19 protein-coding genes are annotated in these 19,164 nt (G+C 59.1%); 12 read left to right on the forward strand and 7 right to left on the reverse strand.

Annotation, left to right across the window (positions count from 1 at the left end):
* Window positions 1-72: 72 nt before the first annotated feature.
* A complete protein-coding gene (locus WCL58_RS01525) occupies window positions 73-888 on the reverse strand; it encodes a DUF72 domain-containing protein (RefSeq protein WP_100395852.1) in 816 nt (271 codons plus the stop codon).
* Window positions 889-935: 47 nt separating this feature from the next.
* Window positions 936-1,514 carry a hydrolase gene (locus WCL58_RS01530; RefSeq protein WP_060424110.1) on the reverse strand — a complete coding sequence of 193 codons (579 nt, stop codon included), beginning with the start codon at window positions 1,512-1,514 and terminating at the stop codon, window positions 936-938.
* 253 nt (window positions 1,515-1,767) lie between these two features.
* Between WCL58_RS01530 and WCL58_RS01535 the strand changes: the two genes are divergently transcribed.
* The 7 genes from WCL58_RS01535 (at window position 1,768) to ruvB (ending at window position 7,358) form a co-directional block, all read left to right on the forward strand.
* A complete protein-coding gene (locus WCL58_RS01535) occupies window positions 1,768-1,959 on the forward strand; it encodes an FmdB family zinc ribbon protein (protein ID WP_033632845.1) in 192 nt (63 codons plus the stop codon).
* Between the two features lie 74 nt (window positions 1,960-2,033).
* Window positions 2,034-3,818, forward strand: coding sequence for an aspartate--tRNA ligase (gene aspS, locus WCL58_RS01540; RefSeq protein ID WP_336850355.1), 1,785 nt, complete (start codon window positions 2,034-2,036; stop codon window positions 3,816-3,818).
* Entirely contained in the window at window positions 3,818-4,264 is a 447-nt protein-coding gene (nudB, locus tag WCL58_RS01545; RefSeq protein ID WP_019452808.1) for a dihydroneopterin triphosphate diphosphatase, read from the forward strand. The genes aspS and nudB overlap by 1 nt, the downstream gene beginning before the upstream one ends.
* 20 nt (window positions 4,265-4,284) lie before the next feature.
* A complete protein-coding gene (locus tag WCL58_RS01550) occupies window positions 4,285-5,028 on the forward strand; it encodes a YebC/PmpR family DNA-binding transcriptional regulator (protein ID WP_033647638.1) in 744 nt (247 codons plus the stop codon).
* 57 nt (window positions 5,029-5,085) lie between these two features.
* Complete coding sequence (ruvC, locus tag WCL58_RS01555; RefSeq protein ID WP_004932367.1) at window positions 5,086-5,607, forward strand: crossover junction endodeoxyribonuclease RuvC; 522 nt, start codon at window positions 5,086-5,088, stop codon at window positions 5,605-5,607.
* A 112-nt stretch (window positions 5,608-5,719) separates the two neighbouring features.
* Window positions 5,720-6,334, forward strand: coding sequence for a Holliday junction branch migration protein RuvA (ruvA, locus tag WCL58_RS01560; RefSeq protein WP_060423916.1), 615 nt, complete (start codon window positions 5,720-5,722; stop codon window positions 6,332-6,334).
* A gap of 19 nt (window positions 6,335-6,353) precedes the next feature.
* Window positions 6,354-7,358, forward strand: coding sequence for a Holliday junction branch migration DNA helicase RuvB (gene ruvB / locus WCL58_RS01565; protein ID WP_038877130.1), 1,005 nt, complete (start codon window positions 6,354-6,356; stop codon window positions 7,356-7,358).
* A 219-nt stretch (window positions 7,359-7,577) separates the two neighbouring features.
* Here the strand turns inward: ruvB and znuB are convergent, their stop codons facing one another.
* Together znuB and znuC are read right to left on the reverse strand one after the other, a co-directional pair.
* Window positions 7,578-8,363, reverse strand: coding sequence for a zinc ABC transporter permease subunit ZnuB (gene znuB / locus WCL58_RS01570; protein WP_038877132.1), 786 nt, complete (start codon window positions 8,361-8,363; stop codon window positions 7,578-7,580).
* The gene (gene znuC, locus WCL58_RS01575) at window positions 8,360-9,118 is read right to left on the reverse strand and encodes a zinc ABC transporter ATP-binding protein ZnuC (protein ID WP_336850356.1); all 759 of its coding nucleotides are present in this window, start codon (window positions 9,116-9,118) and stop codon (window positions 8,360-8,362) included. The genes znuB and znuC overlap by 4 nt, the downstream gene beginning before the upstream one ends.
* Window positions 9,119-9,196: 78 nt before the next feature.
* On the opposite strand from znuC, the gene znuA reads away from it, so the two are divergent.
* The 3 genes from znuA to lpxM all read left to right on the forward strand — a co-directional run bounded on the left by znuA (window position 9,197) and on the right by lpxM (window position 12,603).
* On the forward strand, window positions 9,197-10,141 hold the full coding sequence (gene znuA, locus WCL58_RS01580) for a zinc ABC transporter substrate-binding protein ZnuA (protein WP_336850549.1): 945 nt from the start codon (window positions 9,197-9,199) through the stop codon (window positions 10,139-10,141).
* 21 nt (window positions 10,142-10,162) lie between these two features.
* Window positions 10,163-11,485, forward strand: a complete 1,323-nt coding sequence (mepM, locus tag WCL58_RS01585; RefSeq protein WP_038877136.1) for a murein DD-endopeptidase MepM — start codon at window positions 10,163-10,165, stop codon at window positions 11,483-11,485.
* 149 nt (window positions 11,486-11,634) lie between these two features.
* Window positions 11,635-12,603, forward strand: coding sequence for a lauroyl-Kdo(2)-lipid IV(A) myristoyltransferase (gene lpxM, locus WCL58_RS01590; protein ID WP_015378127.1), 969 nt, complete (start codon window positions 11,635-11,637; stop codon window positions 12,601-12,603).
* A 49-nt stretch (window positions 12,604-12,652) separates the two neighbouring features.
* Here lpxM and WCL58_RS01595 read toward each other — a convergent pair whose 3' ends face one another.
* The 3 genes from WCL58_RS01595 to WCL58_RS01605 form a co-directional block, all read right to left on the reverse strand.
* Complete coding sequence (locus tag WCL58_RS01595; RefSeq protein WP_336850358.1) at window positions 12,653-13,534, reverse strand: leucine-rich repeat domain-containing protein; 882 nt, start codon at window positions 13,532-13,534, stop codon at window positions 12,653-12,655.
* Between the two features lie 85 nt (window positions 13,535-13,619).
* Complete coding sequence (gene pyk, locus WCL58_RS01600) at window positions 13,620-15,062, reverse strand: pyruvate kinase (protein WP_019452801.1); 1,443 nt, start codon at window positions 15,060-15,062, stop codon at window positions 13,620-13,622.
* 190 nt (window positions 15,063-15,252) lie between these two features.
* Window positions 15,253-16,125, reverse strand: coding sequence for a MurR/RpiR family transcriptional regulator (locus WCL58_RS01605; protein ID WP_038877144.1), 873 nt, complete (start codon window positions 16,123-16,125; stop codon window positions 15,253-15,255).
* A 448-nt stretch (window positions 16,126-16,573) separates the two neighbouring features.
* Between WCL58_RS01605 and zwf the strand changes: the two genes are divergently transcribed.
* Entirely contained in the window at window positions 16,574-18,049 is a 1,476-nt protein-coding gene (gene zwf, locus WCL58_RS01610) for a glucose-6-phosphate dehydrogenase (RefSeq protein WP_019452799.1), read from the forward strand.
* Window positions 18,050-18,203: 154 nt separating this feature from the next.
* Complete coding sequence (locus WCL58_RS01615) at window positions 18,204-18,845, forward strand: bifunctional 4-hydroxy-2-oxoglutarate aldolase/2-dehydro-3-deoxy-phosphogluconate aldolase (RefSeq protein WP_060439782.1); 642 nt, start codon at window positions 18,204-18,206, stop codon at window positions 18,843-18,845.
* The last annotated feature ends 319 nt before the right edge of the window (window positions 18,846-19,164 follow it).

Genomic DNA, 19,164 nt, shown 5'->3' on the forward strand with positions numbered 1-19,164 from the left:
AGCCAGCATCATAGCCGTCATTGTATTCACTGTCGCGGGGAAATATTTGATGTTATTGGTCAGATTAATAGGTCAAAACAGTGCATCCTGTTCCGGCCAGTCCGGCGGCGCAGGCAAATCGGGGATCGCCAGGCGTAGCTGCTGCCAAATTTTTTGCGCCTGCTGGGGCGAATCGCCGTTGTCCGGCGTATGAATAAACAGATAAGGCTGATGCTGTTGCTGCCACAGCGGCAGTTTTTGCTGCCAGGCTTCGAACCAGCGCAGGTTGTCGGCCAGCTGATCGCCGCCGATAAAGCGCACCAGCGGCTGGTCGGCGGTGACCAGGGCATGCACCGGCAGCTTCGGTTTTTTCTGCTGCGCATCGCGCACGGCGGCGGTATGGGGGGCGGCGTGATGCACCGGGCGGCTGTCGAGGATCACCCGATTGATGCCGCGCTGGTGCAACCCCTGATTCAGCGCACGCTCTGCCTCGCCCTTGGCGAAAAACGCCGGATGACGCACTTCAACACCGTAGGTGAATTCCTTCGGCAGGCTTTCGAAGAATTGCCACATGCGCGGCAGCTCGTCAGGGCCGAAGGCGGCGGGCAACTGCAGCCACAGTTGGCCGATGCGCTGATGCACTGGGCTCAGGCAGTGGTAAAACGCCTGCAGCTCGGCGGCGCAGTTACGCAGGGCAGCCTTGTGGCTGATGTCCGACGGGAATTTGAAGCAGAAGCGAAAATCGTCGCCGGTCATGTCGCGCCAGCGCTGCACGATTTCCAGCTTCGGCAGCGCGTAGAAGGTGGTGTTACCTTCCACGCAGTTGAAGTAGCGGCTGTAATCCGCCAAGTCACGCAGCCCGATGCGGTTCCAGGCCGCATGTTGCCACTGCGGCAATCCGATGTAGATCACGGCGTCGTCTTCCTTTACTGAGATCATCAGGCTACAACTTAACGTTACCGCTCGAGCGCGGCAAGAATTTCGCCGGTGTCGCGCACCCGCGCCAGACGTGGGAAGATGTGTTCGAACGCGAAGCGGTGCATTTCCGCGTTCTGCGCGCTGCAGACGTCTTCGGCGATCACCAGTTCATAGCCGTGTTCCCAGGCGGCGCGCGCGGTGGACTCTACGCCAATATTGGTGGAGATGCCGCCCAGCACCACGGATTTGATGCCGCGGCGGCGCAGCTGTAAATCCAGATCGGTGCCGTAGAAGGCGCCCCATTGGCGTTTGGTGACCAGAATATCGCTGTCATTGACCGCCAGCGGTGCGGGGAACTCCCACCAACTGACCGGCAAGCCGCCGGCGGGCGCGGGAGCCGGTTTGTCCACCGGCTGTTTCAGCGCTTCGGCGAAGGTGTCGGACCAGCCGACGCGCACCAGCAGCACCGGCGCGCCCAGCAGACGAAAACGCGCGGCCAGCAGGGCGGCGTTCGCCACTACCTGGTCGGCGCTGTGCGGGCCGCCGGCGTAGGGCAGAATGCCGTTTTGCAAATCGATCAGCACCAGAGCGGTGGTTTGGGCGTCAAGTTTCAGCATGGATTTCATCTCGTTGCGAAGTGGATAAAAACTGTTCGGCGCGCCAGGCGAGCAGCGTACGGCGCAAACCGGGGGAGAATCAGGCTACGTGAAAAAACTGTCGCAGGTTAATGGGAAATTTGTTAATCGATGTGTTGATTCGAACGAAAACGCGCCATTTAGTGCAGTAACAATGCTGTGTTCGCACTTATCGGGCGGATGAATTTCCTTTATAATGACTCCCTTTTTTCAACACTCTTTAATCCAACGACCTATGCCGATTTATGAATATGCATGTGGTGCTTGCAACCATCGGTTAGAGAAATTGCAAAAATTTTCCGATGCGCCGCTGGCAGACTGCCCGGCGTGTGGGCAGCCCGCGTTGACCAAGTTGATCTCGTCCTCCGGTTTCCAGCTTAAGGGTACCGGCTGGTATGCGACGGATTTTAAACCGGGTAACAAGTAGAATTTATCAGATAACAGCCGCGCGACAGGGGCGCAGTAGCCCGGCGCGGCATCGGCTGTGTAAAAGGATAGCGTATGCGTACTGAATATTGCGGGCAGTTGAATCTGTCCCACGTGGGCCAGGAAGTCACTCTGTGTGGTTGGGTCAATCGTCGTCGCGATCTCGGCGGCCTGATCTTTATTGATATGCGCGACCGCGAAGGCATCGTGCAGGTGTTCTTCGATCCGGACCAGAAAGTGGCGTTCGACAAGGCCTACGACCTGCGCAATGAGTTCTGCATCCAGATCGTCGGCACCGTGCGTGCGCGTCCGGACAGCCAGATCAATAAAGATATGGCCACCGGCGAAGTGGAAGTGTTCGCCCACGCGCTGGAAATCATCAACCGCTCCGAGCCGCTGCCGCTGGACTCCAACCAGGTCAACAGTGAAGAAGCGCGCCTGAAATACCGCTACCTGGATCTGCGTCGCCCGGAAATGGCCGAGCGTCTGAAGACCCGCGCCAAAATCACCAGCTTCGTTCGCCGCTTCATGGACAGCCACGGCTTCCTCGATATCGAAACGCCGATGCTGACCAAGGCGACGCCGGAAGGTGCCCGCGATTACCTGGTGCCGAGCCGCGTGCACAAGGGCAAATTCTACGCGCTGCCGCAGTCCCCACAGCTGTTCAAACAGCTGCTGATGATGTCCGGCTTCGATCGTTACTACCAGATCGTCAAATGCTTCCGTGACGAAGACCTGCGTGCGGACCGTCAGCCTGAATTCACCCAGATCGACGTCGAAACCTCCTTCATGACCGCCGATCAGGTACGTGAAGTGATGGAGAAACTGGCGCGCGAGCTGTGGCTGGACGTGAAGGGCGTGGATCTGGGCGATTTCCCGGTCATGACCTTCGCCGAAGCGATGCGTCGCTTTGGCTCCGACAAGCCGGACCTGCGTAACCCGCTGGAGCTGGTGGACGTGGCTGACCTGGTCAAAGACGTCGAGTTTAAAGTCTTCTCCGGCCCGGCCAACGACGCCAAAGGCCGCGTGGCGGCGATCCGCGTACCGGGCGGCGCACAGCTGACCCGCAAGCAGATCGACGAGTACGGCGCTTTCGTCAACATCTACGGCGCCAAAGGCCTGGCGTGGCTGAAAGTCAACGACCGCGCCGCCGGCATGGAAGGCGTGCAGAGCCCGATCGCCAAATTCCTCAGCGCGGACGTGCTGGAAGCGGTCCTGGCGCGCACCGATGCGCAGACCGGCGATATCCTGTTCTTCGGCGCCGACAGCTTCAAGATTGTCACCGATGCGATGGGCGCGCTGCGTCTGAAGCTGGGTCGCGATCTGGCGCTGACCCAACTCGACAGCTGGGCGCCGCTGTGGGTGGTTGACTTCCCGATGTTCGAAGAAGACGAAGAGGGCGGCCTGGCGGCCATGCACCACCCGTTCACTTCGCCGCGCGACATGAGCCCGGAAGAGCTGGCGGCAGCGCCGGTCAACGCCATCGCCAACGCCTATGACATGGTGATCAACGGTTACGAAGTGGGCGGCGGTTCGGTGCGTATCCACCGCAGCGAAATGCAGCAGACGGTGTTCAGCATTCTGGGCATTAACGAACACGAACAGCGCGAGAAGTTCGGCTTCCTGCTGGACGCGTTGAAGTACGGTACGCCGCCGCACGCCGGCCTGGCTTTCGGCCTGGATCGTCTGGTGATGCTGTTGACCGGCACCGACAACATCCGCGACGTCATCGCCTTCCCGAAAACCACCGCGGCGGCCTGTCTGATGACCGACGCACCGAGCTTCGCCAACCCGGTGTCGCTGCAGGAGCTGGCGATCAGCGTGGTAAAGAAAGCCGGTGCGGAACAAGAGAGCGAGTGATGAGTTACAAGCGCCCTGAATCTATCCTGGTAGTGATTTACGCGAAATCCAGTGGTCGGGTGCTGATGTTACAGCGGCGCGACGATACCGAGTTCTGGCAGTCGGTCACCGGCAGCCTGGAACAGGATGAGTCGCCGCCGCATGCCGCGCAGCGTGAAGTCATGGAAGAAGTCGGCATCGATATCGAAGCAGAGCACCTGCCGTTGTTCGATTGCCAGCGCTGCGTGGAGTTTGAACTCTTTGTCCATTTGCGACATCGCTATGCGCCGGGAACCACGCGCAATAAAGAGCACTGGTTCTGTCTGGCGTTGCCCGAGGAGCGCGATCCGGTGATTACCGAGCATCACGCTTACCAATGGCTTGAGGCGGCCGAGGCCGTGAAGTTAACCAAGTCATGGAGCAATCAGCAGGCGATTGAAGAGTTCGTGATCAATTCAGTCCAGTAGTTTTTTTCGGAGATTTTTTTATGGCAGGTCATAGTAAGTGGGCCAACACAAAGCACCGTAAAGCGGCGCAGGACGCCAAGCGCGGTAAAATTTTCACCAAGATTATTCGTGAGCTGGTCACGGCCGCCAAGCTGGGCGGCGGCGATCCGGATTCCAACCCGCGTCTGCGCGCGGCGATGGACAAGGCGCTGTCGAACAACATGACGCGCGACACCATGAACCGTGCCATCGCGCGCGGGGTGGGCGGCGATGATGATACCAACATGGAAACCATCATCTATGAAGGTTACGGCCCTGGCGGTACCGCCGTGATGATCGAATGCCTGAGCGACAACCGCAACCGCACCGTGGCGGAAGTGCGCCACGCCTTCACCAAATGTGGCGGCAACCTCGGCACCGACGGTTCCGTGGCTTACCTGTTCACCAAGAAGGGCGTGATCACCTACGCACCGGGCCTGGATGAAGACACCGTGATGGAAGCGGCGCTGGAAGCCGGTGCGGAAGACATCGTGACCTATGACGATGGCGCGATCGACGTGTTCACCGCCTGGGAAAGCCTGGGCGCGGTGAAAGATGCGCTGACCGCGGCGGGCTTCGAAGCCGAAGCGGCGGAAGTGTCGATGATCCCATCGACCAAGGCCGACATGGACGCGGAAACAGCGCCTAAGCTGTTGCGCCTGATCGATATGCTGGAAGACTGCGACGACGTGCAGGAAGTTTACCATAACGGTGAAATCTCCGACGAAGTGGCGGCGACGCTGTAATCCGGTAAAACGGGCGCCGCCGTTCGGCGGCGCCATGCATGCAAGGTGGATGTAGATATGGCGATCATACTCGGTATCGATCCCGGCTCACGCGTCACCGGCTATGGCCTTATCCGCCAGCAGGGGCGTCAGTTGAGCTATATCGCCAGCGGCTGCATCCGCACGGTGGTGGACGACATGCCGACGCGGCTGAAGCTGATTTACGCCGGCGTCAGTGAGATCATCACCCAGTTTCAGCCCGATTTCTTCGCCATCGAACAGGTGTTTATGGCCAAGAACCCGGATTCGGCGCTCAAGCTCGGCCAGGCGCGCGGCGTCGCGATCGTGGCGGCGGTGAATCAGAATCTGGAAGTGTTCGAGTATGCGGCGCGGCAGGTCAAACAGACCGTGGTCGGCACCGGCGCGGCCGAAAAGGCGCAGGTACAGCACATGGTGCGCTCGCTGCTCAAACTCTCGGCCAACCCGCAGGCGGACGCCGCCGATGCCCTGGCCATCGCCATTACCCACTGCCACCTCAGCCAGAACGTGCTGCGGATGAGCGAAGGGCGGTTGAACCTGGCGCGCGGGCGTTTGCGCTGACGCAAAGCGATGATTGCTCAGGCTGGATATTCATCCAGCCTTTTTTATGTTATAAGCTTTACCAGCAACGGCATGGCAGGGCGCCATGCCCGGTCATTCTGCAGGAGGGTAAATGATAGGTCGTCTCAGAGGAAATATTCTGGAAAAGCAGCCGCCGCTGGTGTTACTGGAGGCGAACGGCGTGGGCTATGAGGTACACATGCCGATGACCTGCTTTTACGAGCTGCCGGAACTGGGGCAAGAGGCCATCGTGTTTACCCACTTCGTGGTGCGTGAAGACGCGCAGCTGCTGTACGGTTTCAACGACAAGCAGGAGCGCGCGCTGTTCCGCGAGCTGATCAAGGTCAACGGCGTTGGGCCGAAGCTGGCGCTGGCGATCCTGTCGGGCATGTCCGCGCAGCAGTTCGTCAGCGCGGTGGAGCGCGAAGAGATCACTGCACTGGTCAAGCTGCCGGGCGTGGGCAAAAAAACCGCCGAGCGCCTGGTGGTAGAGATGAAAGACCGTTTCAAAGGGCTTAACGGCGACCTGTTCAACAGCAGCAGCGAGATCAGCCTGCCGTCTGCCACCGACAAAGCGCCGGATGTGGACGCGGAAGCCGAGGCCGTTTCGGCGCTGGTGGCGCTGGGCTATAAGCCGCAGGAAGCCAGCCGCATGGTCAGCAAGATTGCCAAGCCGGGCGCCGACTGCGAAACCCTGATCCGCGACGCGCTGCGCGCCGCCCTGTAAGGCCGAAAAGGGGTAGATAATGATTGAAGCCGATCGCCTGATTTCCGCCGAACCGATCAACGAAGAAGAGATCCTCGATCGCGCCATTCGTCCCAAGCTGCTGACCGAATACGTCGGCCAGCCGCACGTGCGCGAGCAGATGGAGATCTTCATTCAGGCGGCCAAGCAGCGCGGCGACGCGCTCGACCATCTGCTGATCTTTGGCCCGCCAGGGTTGGGGAAAACCACCCTGGCCAACATCGTGGCCAACGAAATGGGCGTGAATTTGCGCACCACTTCCGGCCCGGTGCTGGAGAAGGCGGGCGATTTGGCGGCGATGCTGACCAACCTCGAACCGCACGACGTCTTGTTCATCGACGAAATTCACCGCTTGTCACCGGTGGTGGAAGAAGTGCTGTATCCGGCGATGGAAGACTACCAGCTGGATATCATGATCGGCGAAGGGCCGGCGGCGCGTTCGATTAAGCTCGATTTGCCGCCGTTCACGCTGGTGGGGGCCACCACCCGCGCCGGCTCGCTGACCTCGCCGCTGCGCGATCGCTTCGGCATTGTCCAGCGGCTGGAGTTTTATCAGGTGGCGGATTTGCAGCACATCGTCTCGCGCAGCGCCGGGTGCCTGGGGTTGGAACTGTCCGACGAGGGTGCCCATGAAGTGGCCCGCCGTGCGCGGGGGACGCCACGTATCGCCAACCGCCTGTTGCGCCGGGTGCGCGACTTCGCCGAAGTGCGCGCCAACGGGGTGATCAGCGGTTCGGTGGCGGCGCAGGCGCTCGATATGCTCAACGTCGATGCCGAAGGCTTCGACTATATGGATCGCAAACTGCTGCTGGCGATTATCGACAAGTTCACCGGTGGTCCGGTCGGGCTGGACAACCTGGCGGCGGCGATCGGCGAAGAGCGCGAAACCATTGAGGACGTGATCGAGCCGTTCCTGATCCAACAGGGCTTTATCCAGCGCACGCCGCGCGGCCGCCTGGCGACGCAGCATGCCTACCGGCACTTCGGGCTCGAGCGCGAAGCATAAGTTTTCCACCCGTCATAAAAAAGGGCCGCATCTGCGGCCCTTGACGTTAATGTTGAACTTGATGACGTTACCGGGTCTATAGAAGGCGCACATAAAAACGGAAAATCAATTCATTGATTTTCGGCTGCTCACCACAGAGGAGGAAAAACCGCGTTTTTTCCTCCTCTGTCAGCAGTAGAAAGGGCCGCATCAGCGGCCCTTGTCATATCCCGGTTTTAATCAGGCCTGCTGTTTTTTGAACAGGCTCAGCGTGAACAGCACGGCGGCGCAGAGCACCACCGAAGGGCCGGCCGGCGTATCGTAAAACGCCGAGAAGGTCAGGCCGCCGGTGACGGCCACCATGCCGAGCAGTACCGCGACGCCGGCCATCTGTTCCGGCGTGCGCGCGAAGCGGCGAGCGGTGGCGGCCGGAATGATCAGCAGTGAGGTGATGATCAGCGCGCCGACGAATTTCATCGCCAGACCGATGGTCAAGGCGGTGACCAGCATCAATACGGTGCGTGCGCGCACCAGGTTAACGCCGTCGACGTGCGCCAGCTCCGGGCTGATGGTCATCGACAGCAGATCGCGCCACTGCCACCACAGCACCAGCAGCACCACGGCGACGCCGCCGGCGATCATCAGGATATCGCTCAGCGTGACCGACAGCAGATCGCCGAACAGGTAGGCCATCAGATCGACCCGCACGTTAGACATCAACGCCACCACCACCAGCCCGAGCGACAGGGCGCTGTGGGCCAGAATGCCGAGCAGGGTATCCACTGAAAGCTGCGGGCGGCGTTCCAGCCACACCAGGGCCAGAGCCAGCAGCAGCGTAATGGCGATCACCGCATAGAAGGGATTGATGTCCAGCAGCAGACCAAAGGCGACGCCGAGCAGCGAGGCGTGCGCCAGGGTATCGCCGAAGTAGGACATACGACGCCAGACCACGAAGGAACCCAGCGGCCCGGCGGCGCCAGCCAACAACACGCCAGCCAGCCAGCCGGGAAGTAACAGTTCAATCATGCTTCGCGGCTCCCGGTTTTCTTCAAGACAATTCTTCCCTGCAGGTCGTGACGGTGGTTGTGATGGTGGCGATACACCGCCAGTTGCTCTGCGCCGCGGTTGCCGAACATGGCGATGAATTCGGGATGCATCGACACCACCTCCGGTGCCCCGGAGCAGCAGATGTGCTGATTGAGGCACAAGACCTCGTCGGTTTTCGCCATCACCAGATGCAGATCGTGCGAGACCATCAGCACGGCGCAGCCCAGCTCTTTACGCAGCTGATCGATGAGATCGTATAGCGCCAGCTGGCCGTTGACGTCCACCCCTTGCGTGGGTTCGTCCAGCACCAGCAGCTGCGGTTTGTTCAGCAGCGCTCGCGCCAGCAGCACGCGTTGGTTTTCGCCCCCGGAGAGCTTTTGCATCGGCTGGTCGAGCAGGTGAGCGGCGTGCACGCGCTTGAGCGCCGGCAGAATGTCGGCTTTCTTTACGCCGGGCTTGAGACGCATAAAGCGGCTGACGGTCAACGGCAGGGTGGCGTCGAGGTGCAGCTTTTGCGGCACGTAGCCAATGCGCAGATCGGGCTCACGCTCCAGCGTGCCGGCGGTTGGTTTGACCAATCCCAGCACCACGCGCACCAACGTAGACTTGCCCGCGCCGTTCGGGCCCAGCAGCGTGAGAATACGGCCGGGTTGCAGGTTGAGGGAAATGTTCGACAGCACCTTGCGGCTGCCGAAGGCGACGGAGATATTTTTTAGCGTTATCAGTGTAGACATCTCGAGATTACAGGTTGCAGAACGAAGCGAATGTTATAATATCACGCCTTGTTGATGAAAACGATGGGATTACTGATGATGGCAAAGAAAAATAAATGGCTGCAGCGCACGCTGCTGGCCAGCGCACTGTTGATGGCCGGCCCGCTGAGCAGCGCTTCCGCTGCGGTGGTGACCTCGATTCGTCCGCTAGGCTTTATCGCATCGGCCATCGCCGGCGGCGTGACGCCGACCGAGGTGTTGCTGCCGGACGGCGCTTCACCGCACGATTTTGCGCTGCGCCCTTCCGATATCCAGCGTTTGCGCTCTGCGGACCTGGTGCTGTGGGTCGGGCCGGACATGGAGGCGTTCCTGAACAAGGCGCTGGTGCCGATCTCGGCAACCCGCAAACTGGCCATCAGCGAACTGCCGGCGGTGAAGCCGTTGCTGATGAAAGGCGAAGATGACGACGATCATGATCATGCAGGCGAAGCGCATAACCATGCCGATGACGATCATGGGCATCATCACGGCGAGTACAATATGCACGTTTGGCTGTCGCCGGAGATAGCAAAAGTGACCGCGATCGCGATTCACGACAGATTGTTGGAACTTATGCCGCAAAATAAGGACAAATTAGACGCAAACCTGCGCCAGTTCGAGAATCTGCTGACGCAAACTGACAAAAATGTTGGTAACATGCTTACGCCTGTGCAAGGTAAGGGTTATTTTGTTTTTCATGATGCTTACGGCTACTTTGAGAAACACTACGGTTTGAGTCCGCTGGGCCATTTCACCGTCAATCCCGAAATTCAGCCTGGAGCACAGCGCCTACACCAAATTCGAACACAGTTGGTTGAGCAGAAAGCGGTATGCGTTTTTGCTGAGCCACAATTCAGGCCGGCCGTAATCAATGCCGTCGCCAAGGGTACCAAAGTGCGTTCCGGAACGCTGGACCCGCTGGGCATCGGCATCGCGCTGGGGAAGGACAGCTACGGGAAATTCATGACTCAGCTGTCAAACCAGTACGTGAGCTGCCTGAAGTAAAGCTTATGAGGATAATATCGAGTGCAGCAGATAGTCCGAACTATCGCTCTGGCGTATAACAACCTGCCACGGCCCCACCGCGTCATGCTGGGGTCGCTGACAGTCGTCACATTGGCCGTCGCTGTTTGGCGGCCTTTTGTTTACCACCCAGAACACAACCCCATTGCCAAGAGCGTCGAGTTAGAATCCAGCCAGATGCGGTCATTGCTCCCTGAAGCCAGTGAACCGATTGATGCCGACCAACCCACCCCCGATGACGAAATCCCGCAGGATGAGCTGGATCAGAAAGATGCCGGCGACGATGGCGTGCATGAATATGTGGTTTCCACCGGCGACACCCTCGGCAGCATTCTGACGCAATATGGCATCGATATGTCGGATGTCACCTTGCTGGCTTCGCAAAACCGCGATCTGCGTAATCTGAAGATCGGCCAACAGCTGTCGTGGACCGTCAATGATGCGGGCGATCTGCAGCAGTTGACCTGGGAAGTTTCCCGCCGCGAAACCCGCACCTATGACCGCGTCGGCAATAGCTTCAAAGAGTCGAAAGAGGCGCAGCAGGGTGAATGGCGCAACAATGTGATCAGCGGCCGGGTCAACGGCAGCTTCGTCAGCAGCGCCGGCGACGCCGGGCTGAGCCGTAACGAAATCAATGCGGTGATCAAGGCGCTGCAGTGGCAGCTCGATTTCCGCAAGCTGCGCAAAGGCGACCAGTTCTCCGTGCTGATGTCGCGCGAGCATTTCGACGGTAAGAAATCGCAAAGCCAGCTGTTGGGCGTGCGTCTGCGCACCGGCGGCAAAGATTACTATGCGATCCGCGCCGAAGACGGCAAATTCTACGATCGCCAGGGTTCTGGCCTGGCGCGCGGCTTCATGCGTTTCCCGACCATGAAACAGTTCCGCATCTCCTCCAACTTCAACCCGCGTCGCGTGAACCCGGTGACCGGCCGCGTGGCGCCGCACAAGGGCGTCGATTTCGCCATGCCGGTCGGCACGCCGGTGTTGGCGGTCGGCGACGGTGAGGTGGTGATCGCCAAACGCAGCGGCGCGGCGGGCAACTATGTGGCGATCCGTCACGGTCGCCAGTACACCACGCGCTATATGCACCTGAAAAAACTGCTGGTGAAACCGGGCCAGAAGGTGAAACGCGGCGATCGCATTGCGCTTTCCGGCAACACCGGGCGCTCCACCGGGCCGCACCTGCACTTTGAACTGTGGACCGGCCAACAGGCGGTGAACCCGCTGACGGCCAAGCTGCCGCGTTCCGAAGGGCTGAGCGGCAAAGACCGCAGCGATTATCTGGCGCAGGTGAAGGAAGTGGTTCCTCAGCTGCAGCTGGATTAATACCCCCTTTTTCCGGCGCTTCGGCGCCGTCAATTTCATCGGCCTGATTGCGGGCCGATGCTGTTTTATCTGGGCGGTTCGCGGTTGTTAATTGCAAAATCGGTGATGGCAATTATGATTAGCCGAATCGCTAAGCGAAGAGCATGTGCATGCAAAACGAGAAGAAATCGAACGTAGAGTTCATCCCGCAGTTTCAGAAAGCCTTTTTATATCCGCGCTACTGGGGCGTGTGGTTGGGAACCGGCCTGATGGCCGGCATTTCGCTGGTGCCTGCGCGCCTGCGCGATCCGGTGCTGGGGGCGGTCGGCAAACTGGCCGGCAAGCTGGCGAAGGGCGCACGCCGTCGTGCCCGCATCAATTTGCTTTATTGCTTGCCGGAGCTGCCGGAAAGCGAACGTGAGCACATCATCGACCAGATGTTCGCCTGCGCGCCGCAGTCGATGGTGCTGATGGCGGAACTGGCCTGCACCAAGCCGGAGAAAGTGCTCAAGCGCGTGCGTTGGCACGGTGAAGAGGTGCTGGACAAGATCCGGGCGGAAGGGCGCAACGTCATTTTCCTGGTGCCTCACGGCTGGGCGGTGGATGTGCCGGCGATGCTGATGGCCGCGCGCGGCCAACCGATGGCCGCGATGTTCCACAATCAGCGTAATCAGCTTATCGACTACCTGTGGAATGCCGTGCGGCGTAAATTCGGCGGCCGCATGCACGCGCGCAACGACGGCATCAAACCGTTTATCAGTTCGGTGCGGCAGGGGTATTGGGGCTACTACCTGCCCGATCAGGATCATGGCGCGGAGCACAGCGAGTTCGTCGATTTCTTCGCGACCTATAAGGCGACGCTGCCGGCGGTAGGCCGGTTGATGAAAGTGTGTCGTGCGGCGATCGTGCCTTTATTCCCGGTGTACGACGGCAAAACCAGCATGCTGGACATTTATATCCGCGAGCCGATGGATGACCTGGCCGAAGCCGACGATCCGCGCATTGCCCGCCGCATGAACGAAGAGGTGGAAAATCTGGTGGGCCCGAACCCGGAGCAGTACACCTGGATCCTCAAACTGCTGAAGACGCGCAAGGAAGGGGAGATTGAACCTTACTCGCGCGACGATCTGTATCGTTAATCCTGTCTACCGCTAACGCCGGCCGGGCCACAACCCGGCCGGCGTCTCTTCAGATGTGCACCAGACAGCCGCGAGTCCGCAGGATGTCGACGACTTTAGGCGTGCGGGTGAAATCATTCCAGCGCAGGTCCAGCTTGCGCAGGCGGCTCAGTTCGCCGAGGCTTTCCGGCAGGTCGCTCAGGCGGTTGGCGCGAAGATCCAGACTTCTCAGCGCCGTCAGCTGGCCGATATTTTCCGGCAGACGCGTCAGCTGATTGAAACGCAGGTTCAACTCGCTCAACCGCGGCAGCCGGCAGAAGGCCAGCGGCAGCTCGGCGATGGCATTGTTAGCTGCGTCGAGTATCTCCAGCTCACCGAGCTGAGCCATTTCCGTCGGCAGCGAAGTCAGGGCATTTTTCATGATATGCAGTTCGCGCAGCGCGCGCAGTTGCCCAATTTCGGCGGGTAGGCTGCCGATGCGATTGTTGTATAAACGCAGCTCTTGCAATGCCGCAAGCCTCGGTATCGCCTGAGGCAAAACGGCCAGGCGGTTGTCGGTCGCATTGAGATAGATGAGTTGCTGCAGCTGCGCCAGCGAGCGCGGCAGATCGCTAAAGCCGTTATCGCTCAGATAGAGGTATTTCAATCGATGCAGCTGCCCCAGTTCCTCGGGGAGTTCGCTTGCGCGATTATGGCCAAAGTCGAACATTTCGAGCTGTTGCAACTGACCAATCTCCGGCGGCAGACGGTCGAGCTGATTACAGGAGATATTCAGCACCCGCAGATTTCGGTGCTGGAAGATCGAGGCGGGGAAGGCCGTCAGCTGATTGTCGTACAGGCTAATCTTGCGCAGCGCGTGGCCGGCTAACGGCGACTCGTCGAGCTGCGTCAGGCCGTGGCCGTCGAGATCGAGCTCATCATCGCTCGCTGCGGGAGTGTGTTGGTGGAGCATGGCGTTCTCCGTCTTTTATGGCGGTGTCAGGGCAAAAAAAATGCCGGCCAACGTGAGCCGGCCGGCATTTCGTCTGCGGCGTGGATTACTCGACGCGCAGGATACGGCTGGTATTGGTGGTGCCGACGGTTTCCATCACGTCGCCCTGGGTGACGATCACCAGATCGCCGGAGACGAGGAAGCCTTTGTCGCGCAGGCGATTGACGGCTTCATTGGCGGCGATCACGCCGTCTTTGTGGCTGTCGAAATACACCGGCGTCACGCCGCGATACAGTGCGGTCAGGTTCAGCGTGTGCTCATGACGCGACATGGCGAAGATCGGCAGGCCGGAGCTGATGCGTGACATCATCAGCGCGGTGCGGCCAGACTCGGTCATGGCGATCAGCGCGGTGACGCCTTTCAGGTGGTTGGCCGCATACATCGAAGACATAGCGATCGCTTCTTCGATGTTGTCGAACTGCACGTCCAGACGGTGTTTGGAAACATTGATGCTAGGGATCTTCTCGGCGCCCAAACAAACGCGCGCCATCGCCGCCACGGTTTCCGCCGGGTATTGGCCGGCGGCGGTTTCCGCCGACAGCATAACGGCGTCGGTGCCGTCCAGCACGGCGTTGGCCACGTCCATGACTTCGGCGCGGGTCGGCATCGGGTTGGTGATCATCGACTCCATCATCTGGGTCGCGGTGATCACCGCGCGGTTCAGGGTACGGGCACGGCGGATCAGTTTCTTCTGAATGCCGACCAGTTCCGGATCGCCGATTTCAACGCCGAGGTCGCCACGGGCAACCATGACCACGTCGGAGGCCAGAATAATGTCGTCCATCGCTTCGTCGCTGCAGACCGCTTCGGCGCGCTCAACCTTGGACACGATCTTGGCGTTGCAGCCGGCGTCGCGCGCCAGGCGGCGAGCATAGTTCAGGTCTTCACCGGTACGCGGGAAGGAGACCGCCAGGTAATCGACGCCAATCTTGGCGGCGGTCACGATGTCTGCCTTGTCTTTCTCGGTCAGCGCTTCGGCCGACAGGCCACCGCCGAGTTTGTTGATGCCCTTGTTGTTGGACAGCGGGCCGCCGACGGTGACTTCGGTAAACACTTTCATGCCCTGAACTTCGAGCACTTTCAGCTGAACGCGGCCGTCGTCGAGCAGCAGGACATCGCCCGGCACCACGTCGGCAGGCAGGCCTTTATAGTCGATACCGACTTTTTCTTTATCGCCTTCGCCTTTTGACAGGTTGGCGTCCAGCAGGAATTTATCGCCCACGTTGAGGAAGATTTTGCCTTCCTTGAAGGTGGATACGCGGATTTTCGGCCCTTGCAGATCGCCGAGGATAGCGACGTGACGTCCCAGTTTGGCGGCGATTTCACGCACTTTGTCAGCGCGAGCCTGGTGGTCTTCCGGGCTGCCGTGGGAGAAGTTAAGCCGAACTACGTTGGCGCCGGCGGCAATGATCTTTTCCAGATTATTGTCGCGGTCTGTAGCCGGACCCAGGGTGGTAACGATTTTGGTTCTTCTGAGCCGTCTGGACATGTATTACTCCGTTGACTGGTGAAGCAAATATTGGTGTTGCGATAAACGTCGGATAACGAAACCAGGCGTGAAATGTAATTTTACAACACTGATATTTCACCCGGGTTACCCGCATGAGCATATTAACAGGGTACAGCCTCTGATGCCGTCATTCAAATGTCTGTTGAACGGCGATTTTTTCTTCGTCAGGTCACGAGTCAAAACTGTTGGGAATGACCACCCCTTTATCAAAGCGCGATTCTTTGAGCGCTTCTTTGACCCGCTTCAAGTTATCTCTGAATTTAGCCCCTCTGCGCAAGGTAAATCCGGTGGCGAGCACGTCAATGAGCGTTAATTGCGCGATCCGCGACACCATCGGCATGTAAACGTCGGTGTCTTCGGGCACATCGAGCAGCAAAGGGAGGGTCGCCGCCTGAGCGAGCGGGGTGTCGCGCGAGGTGATAGCCAATACCGTGGCGTCGTTTTCTCGCGCCAGGTGGGCCATCTCCACCAGATTTTTGGTGCGGCCGGTGTGTGAGATCAACACCACCACGTCCCCTTCGCCGGAGTTCATGCAGCTCATGCGTTGCATGACGATGTCATCGAAGTAGACCACCGGGATATTGAAGCGGAAAAATTTGTTCATCGCGTCGTGCGCCACCGCCGCGGAGGCGCCCAGGCCGAAGAAAGAGATCTTTTTTGCCTGGGTGAGCAGGTCAACCGCACGATTGATTGCGGCAATATCCAAATTTGCCTTTACTGTATCCAGGCTGGCCATGACCGATTCGAAGATCTTGCTGGTATAGGAATCGACGCTGTCGTCTTCCTCAACGTTACGGTTTACGTAGGGCGTGCCGTTAGCCAGGCTTTGGGCGAGGTGCAGTTTGAAATCGGGAAAGCCTTTGGTATCAAGGCGGCGGCAAAAGCGGTTGACGGTAGGTTCGCTGACGTCGGCCATGCGCGCCAGCGTGGCAATGCTGGAGTGAATGGCGGTCTGTGGGGAGGCCAGGATCACCTCGGCGACTTTCCTTTCAGATTTGCTCAGGAGTTCCAGATGGCTCTGGATTTTGTCCAGCGTATTCATATAACGAGAGTCACTCATGGTTTTATCCCTGTGGCTTTCAAGCAACAGCGCCGAATTTCGCCCGTGTTCGCCGCGCACGCAGACGCCAAACGAGCGGCTGTAACCTGGAATCGATAGGGTATGTCGATTTCAAACAAAGGAGAAATCAATGCCGGTTTAGTGAAAATATACTACGTGCTGGTAACCGTTGGCAGTCTCGACAGGGCGTATGCAGGCTTTTTTCACCAGAATATGACCTGTGTCTAACTTTCATAATGGTAACAGAGCGTCAAAAAAGACGAAAAATTACAGTTTTGCCCGCCTGTGCGGGCTCTGGCGCGCATTGGCGCTACCACTGGAATCTTGAGGTCTTTTTTCCTGCTTCTGCACCGGGTTTGCTGGCCGTAGTCAAACAGAGTACATTAGTAATGTAAGAAAATTACAAATATCCTGCAACGAGGAGATGAACATGGCGGTAACCTCTACAGCCCAGGCGTGTGACCTGGTTATTTTCGGCGCGAAAGGTGATTTGGCGCGCCGTAAGCTGCTGCCTTCCCTGTACCAGTTAGAGAAAGCCGGACACATCCACCCGGATACGCGGATCATCGGCGTCGGCCGCGCGGAGTGGGATAAAAAAGCGTATACCGAAGTGGTCAAGGAAGCGCTTGGCACCTTCATGAAAGAAAAACTGGATGACGAACTCTGGGCCACGCTGAGCGCGCGCCTGGACTTCTGCAATCTGGACGTCAACGACAGCAAGAACTTTACCAAACTGGGTAAAATGCTGGATCAGAAACATCGCACCACCATCAACTACTTCGCCATGCCGCCAAGCACCTTCGGCGCCATCTGCAAAGGCTTGGGCGAAGCCAAGCTGAACCATGAGCCGGCGCGCGTGGTAATGGAAAAACCGTTGGGCACCGATCTGGCGTCCTCCCGCGTGATCAACGATCAGGTGGCGGAGTACTTCAACGAATCCCAGGTTTACCGTATCGACCACTATCTCGGCAAAGAGACGGTGCTGAACCTGTTGGCGCTGCGTTTCGCCAACTCGCTGTTCGCCTCCAACTGGGATAACCGCACCATCGATTCGGTGCAGATCACCGTGGCGGAAGAGGTGGGCATCGAAGGGCGTTGGGGTTACTTCGACCAGGCCGGCCAGATGCGCGACATGATCCAGAACCACCTGCTGCAGATCCTGACCATGATCGCCATGTCGCCGCCGGCGGATCTGACCACCGATCGTATCCGCGACGAAAAGGTGAAGGTACTGCGCTCGCTGCGCCGTATCGATCAGACCAATGTACGGGAAACCACCGTGCGCGGTCAGTACACCGCCGGTTTCGTCCAGGGCAAGAAAGTGCCGGGTTATCTGGAAGAGGAAGGGGCGAACAAGAGCAGCAGCACCGAAACCTTCGTCTCCATCCGCGTGGATATCGACAACTGGCAGTGGGCCGGGGTGCCGTTCTACCTGCGTACCGGTAAACGTCTGCCGACCAAATGCTCGGAAGTGGTGGTGTACTTCAAAAACCCGCCGCTTAACCTGTTCAGCGATTCTTACCAGCAGCTGCCGCAGAACAAGCTGACCATCCGCCTGCAGCCGGACGAAGGCATCGAAATTCAGGTGCTGAACAAGGTGCCGGGGCTGGATCACAAGCACCGTCTGCAGACCACCAAGCTGGACCTGAGCTTCTCGGAAACCTTCAACCAGGAGCACGTGGCGGACGCCTACGAGCGCCTGCTGCTGGAGACCATGCGCGGCATTCAGGCGCTGTTCGTGCGCCGCGATGAAGTGGAAGAAGCCTGGAAGTGGGTCGACTCCATCATGGACGCATGGAAAGCCGACAACGAGGCGCCTAAGCCTTATCAGGCGGGCACCTGGGGGCCGGTGGCCTCGGTGGCGATGATCACCCGCGACGGCCGTTCCTGGAACGAGTTCGAGTAATGCGCAATGCCGGCAGCCTGTCTGCCGGCTTTTTTTTGCCTGCGATCTGCGCGTGGGCCACATCACTTACGGTACGGCCGGACGTCCGCGCATTTGCGCGGAGCCCTGTGGCAGGGGCGTGCCATTGTTAACCGCGAGTAATGGAGAAATAACGATGAAAAACTGGAAAACCAGCGCCGAGCAGATCCTGACGGCGGGGCCGGTGGTGCCTGTTATCGTGATCAACAAGCTGGAGCAGGCGGTGCCGCTGGCGAAAGCGCTGGTTGCCGGCGGCGTGCGGGTGCTGGAGGTGACGTTGCGCACCGCCTGCGGGCTGGAGGCTATCCGCGCTATTGCCAACGAGGTGCCGGAGGCCATCATCGGCGCCGGTACGGTGATCAATCCGCAGCAGCTGCGGGAGGTGACCGAGGCGGGGGCCCAGTTCGCCATCAGCCCGGGGCTGACCGAAGCCTTGCTGCAGGCGGCGACGGCGGGGCCTATCCCGCTGATCCCGGGCATCAGCACCGTTTCCGAGCTGATGCAGGGTATGGATCACGGCCTGCGCGAATTCAAATTCTTCCCGGCGGAAGCCAACGGCGGCGTGAAGGCGCTGCAGGCGATCGGCGGCCCGTTCCCGCAGGTGCGTTTTTGCCCGACCGGTGGCATTACGCCAAACAACTACCGCGATTATTTGGCGTTGAAGAGCGTGCTTTGCATCGGCGGTTCCTGGCTGGTGCCGGCGGATGCGCTCGAAAACGGCGACTATGCGCGCATCACTGAACTGGCGCGCAGCGCCGTCAGCGGGGCTGCGTTGTAACCCGCACCGCGCCTGGGATTGGCGCATATTTGCGCACCCGCGAATATCGCAAGGCTCGACGCTTCGTTGAGCCTTTTTTAATTTTTATCGTGATTAACTTTCTTATTTTTAACCCGTTTTTTTCTGCTTTTTTATGAAAACGGCAGTTTGCTTTCTCATTTTGGCTGTGGTAAAAATATCTCAGTCGAAAATTTTACTTTTATGAGGATATTGGGCAAATCGCACGGTGTGCGGCTGATAATAGAGAACTATTATGATGACTATTAACGGAACTACCCTCAGAACCTCTACTTGCCAACTCTTCCTGTCTGCGATCCTT

This window comes from Serratia sp. TMDUHS_CL (assembly GCF_037137105.1).
Lineage (GTDB): Bacteria > Pseudomonadota > Gammaproteobacteria > Enterobacterales > Enterobacteriaceae > Serratia > Serratia nevei.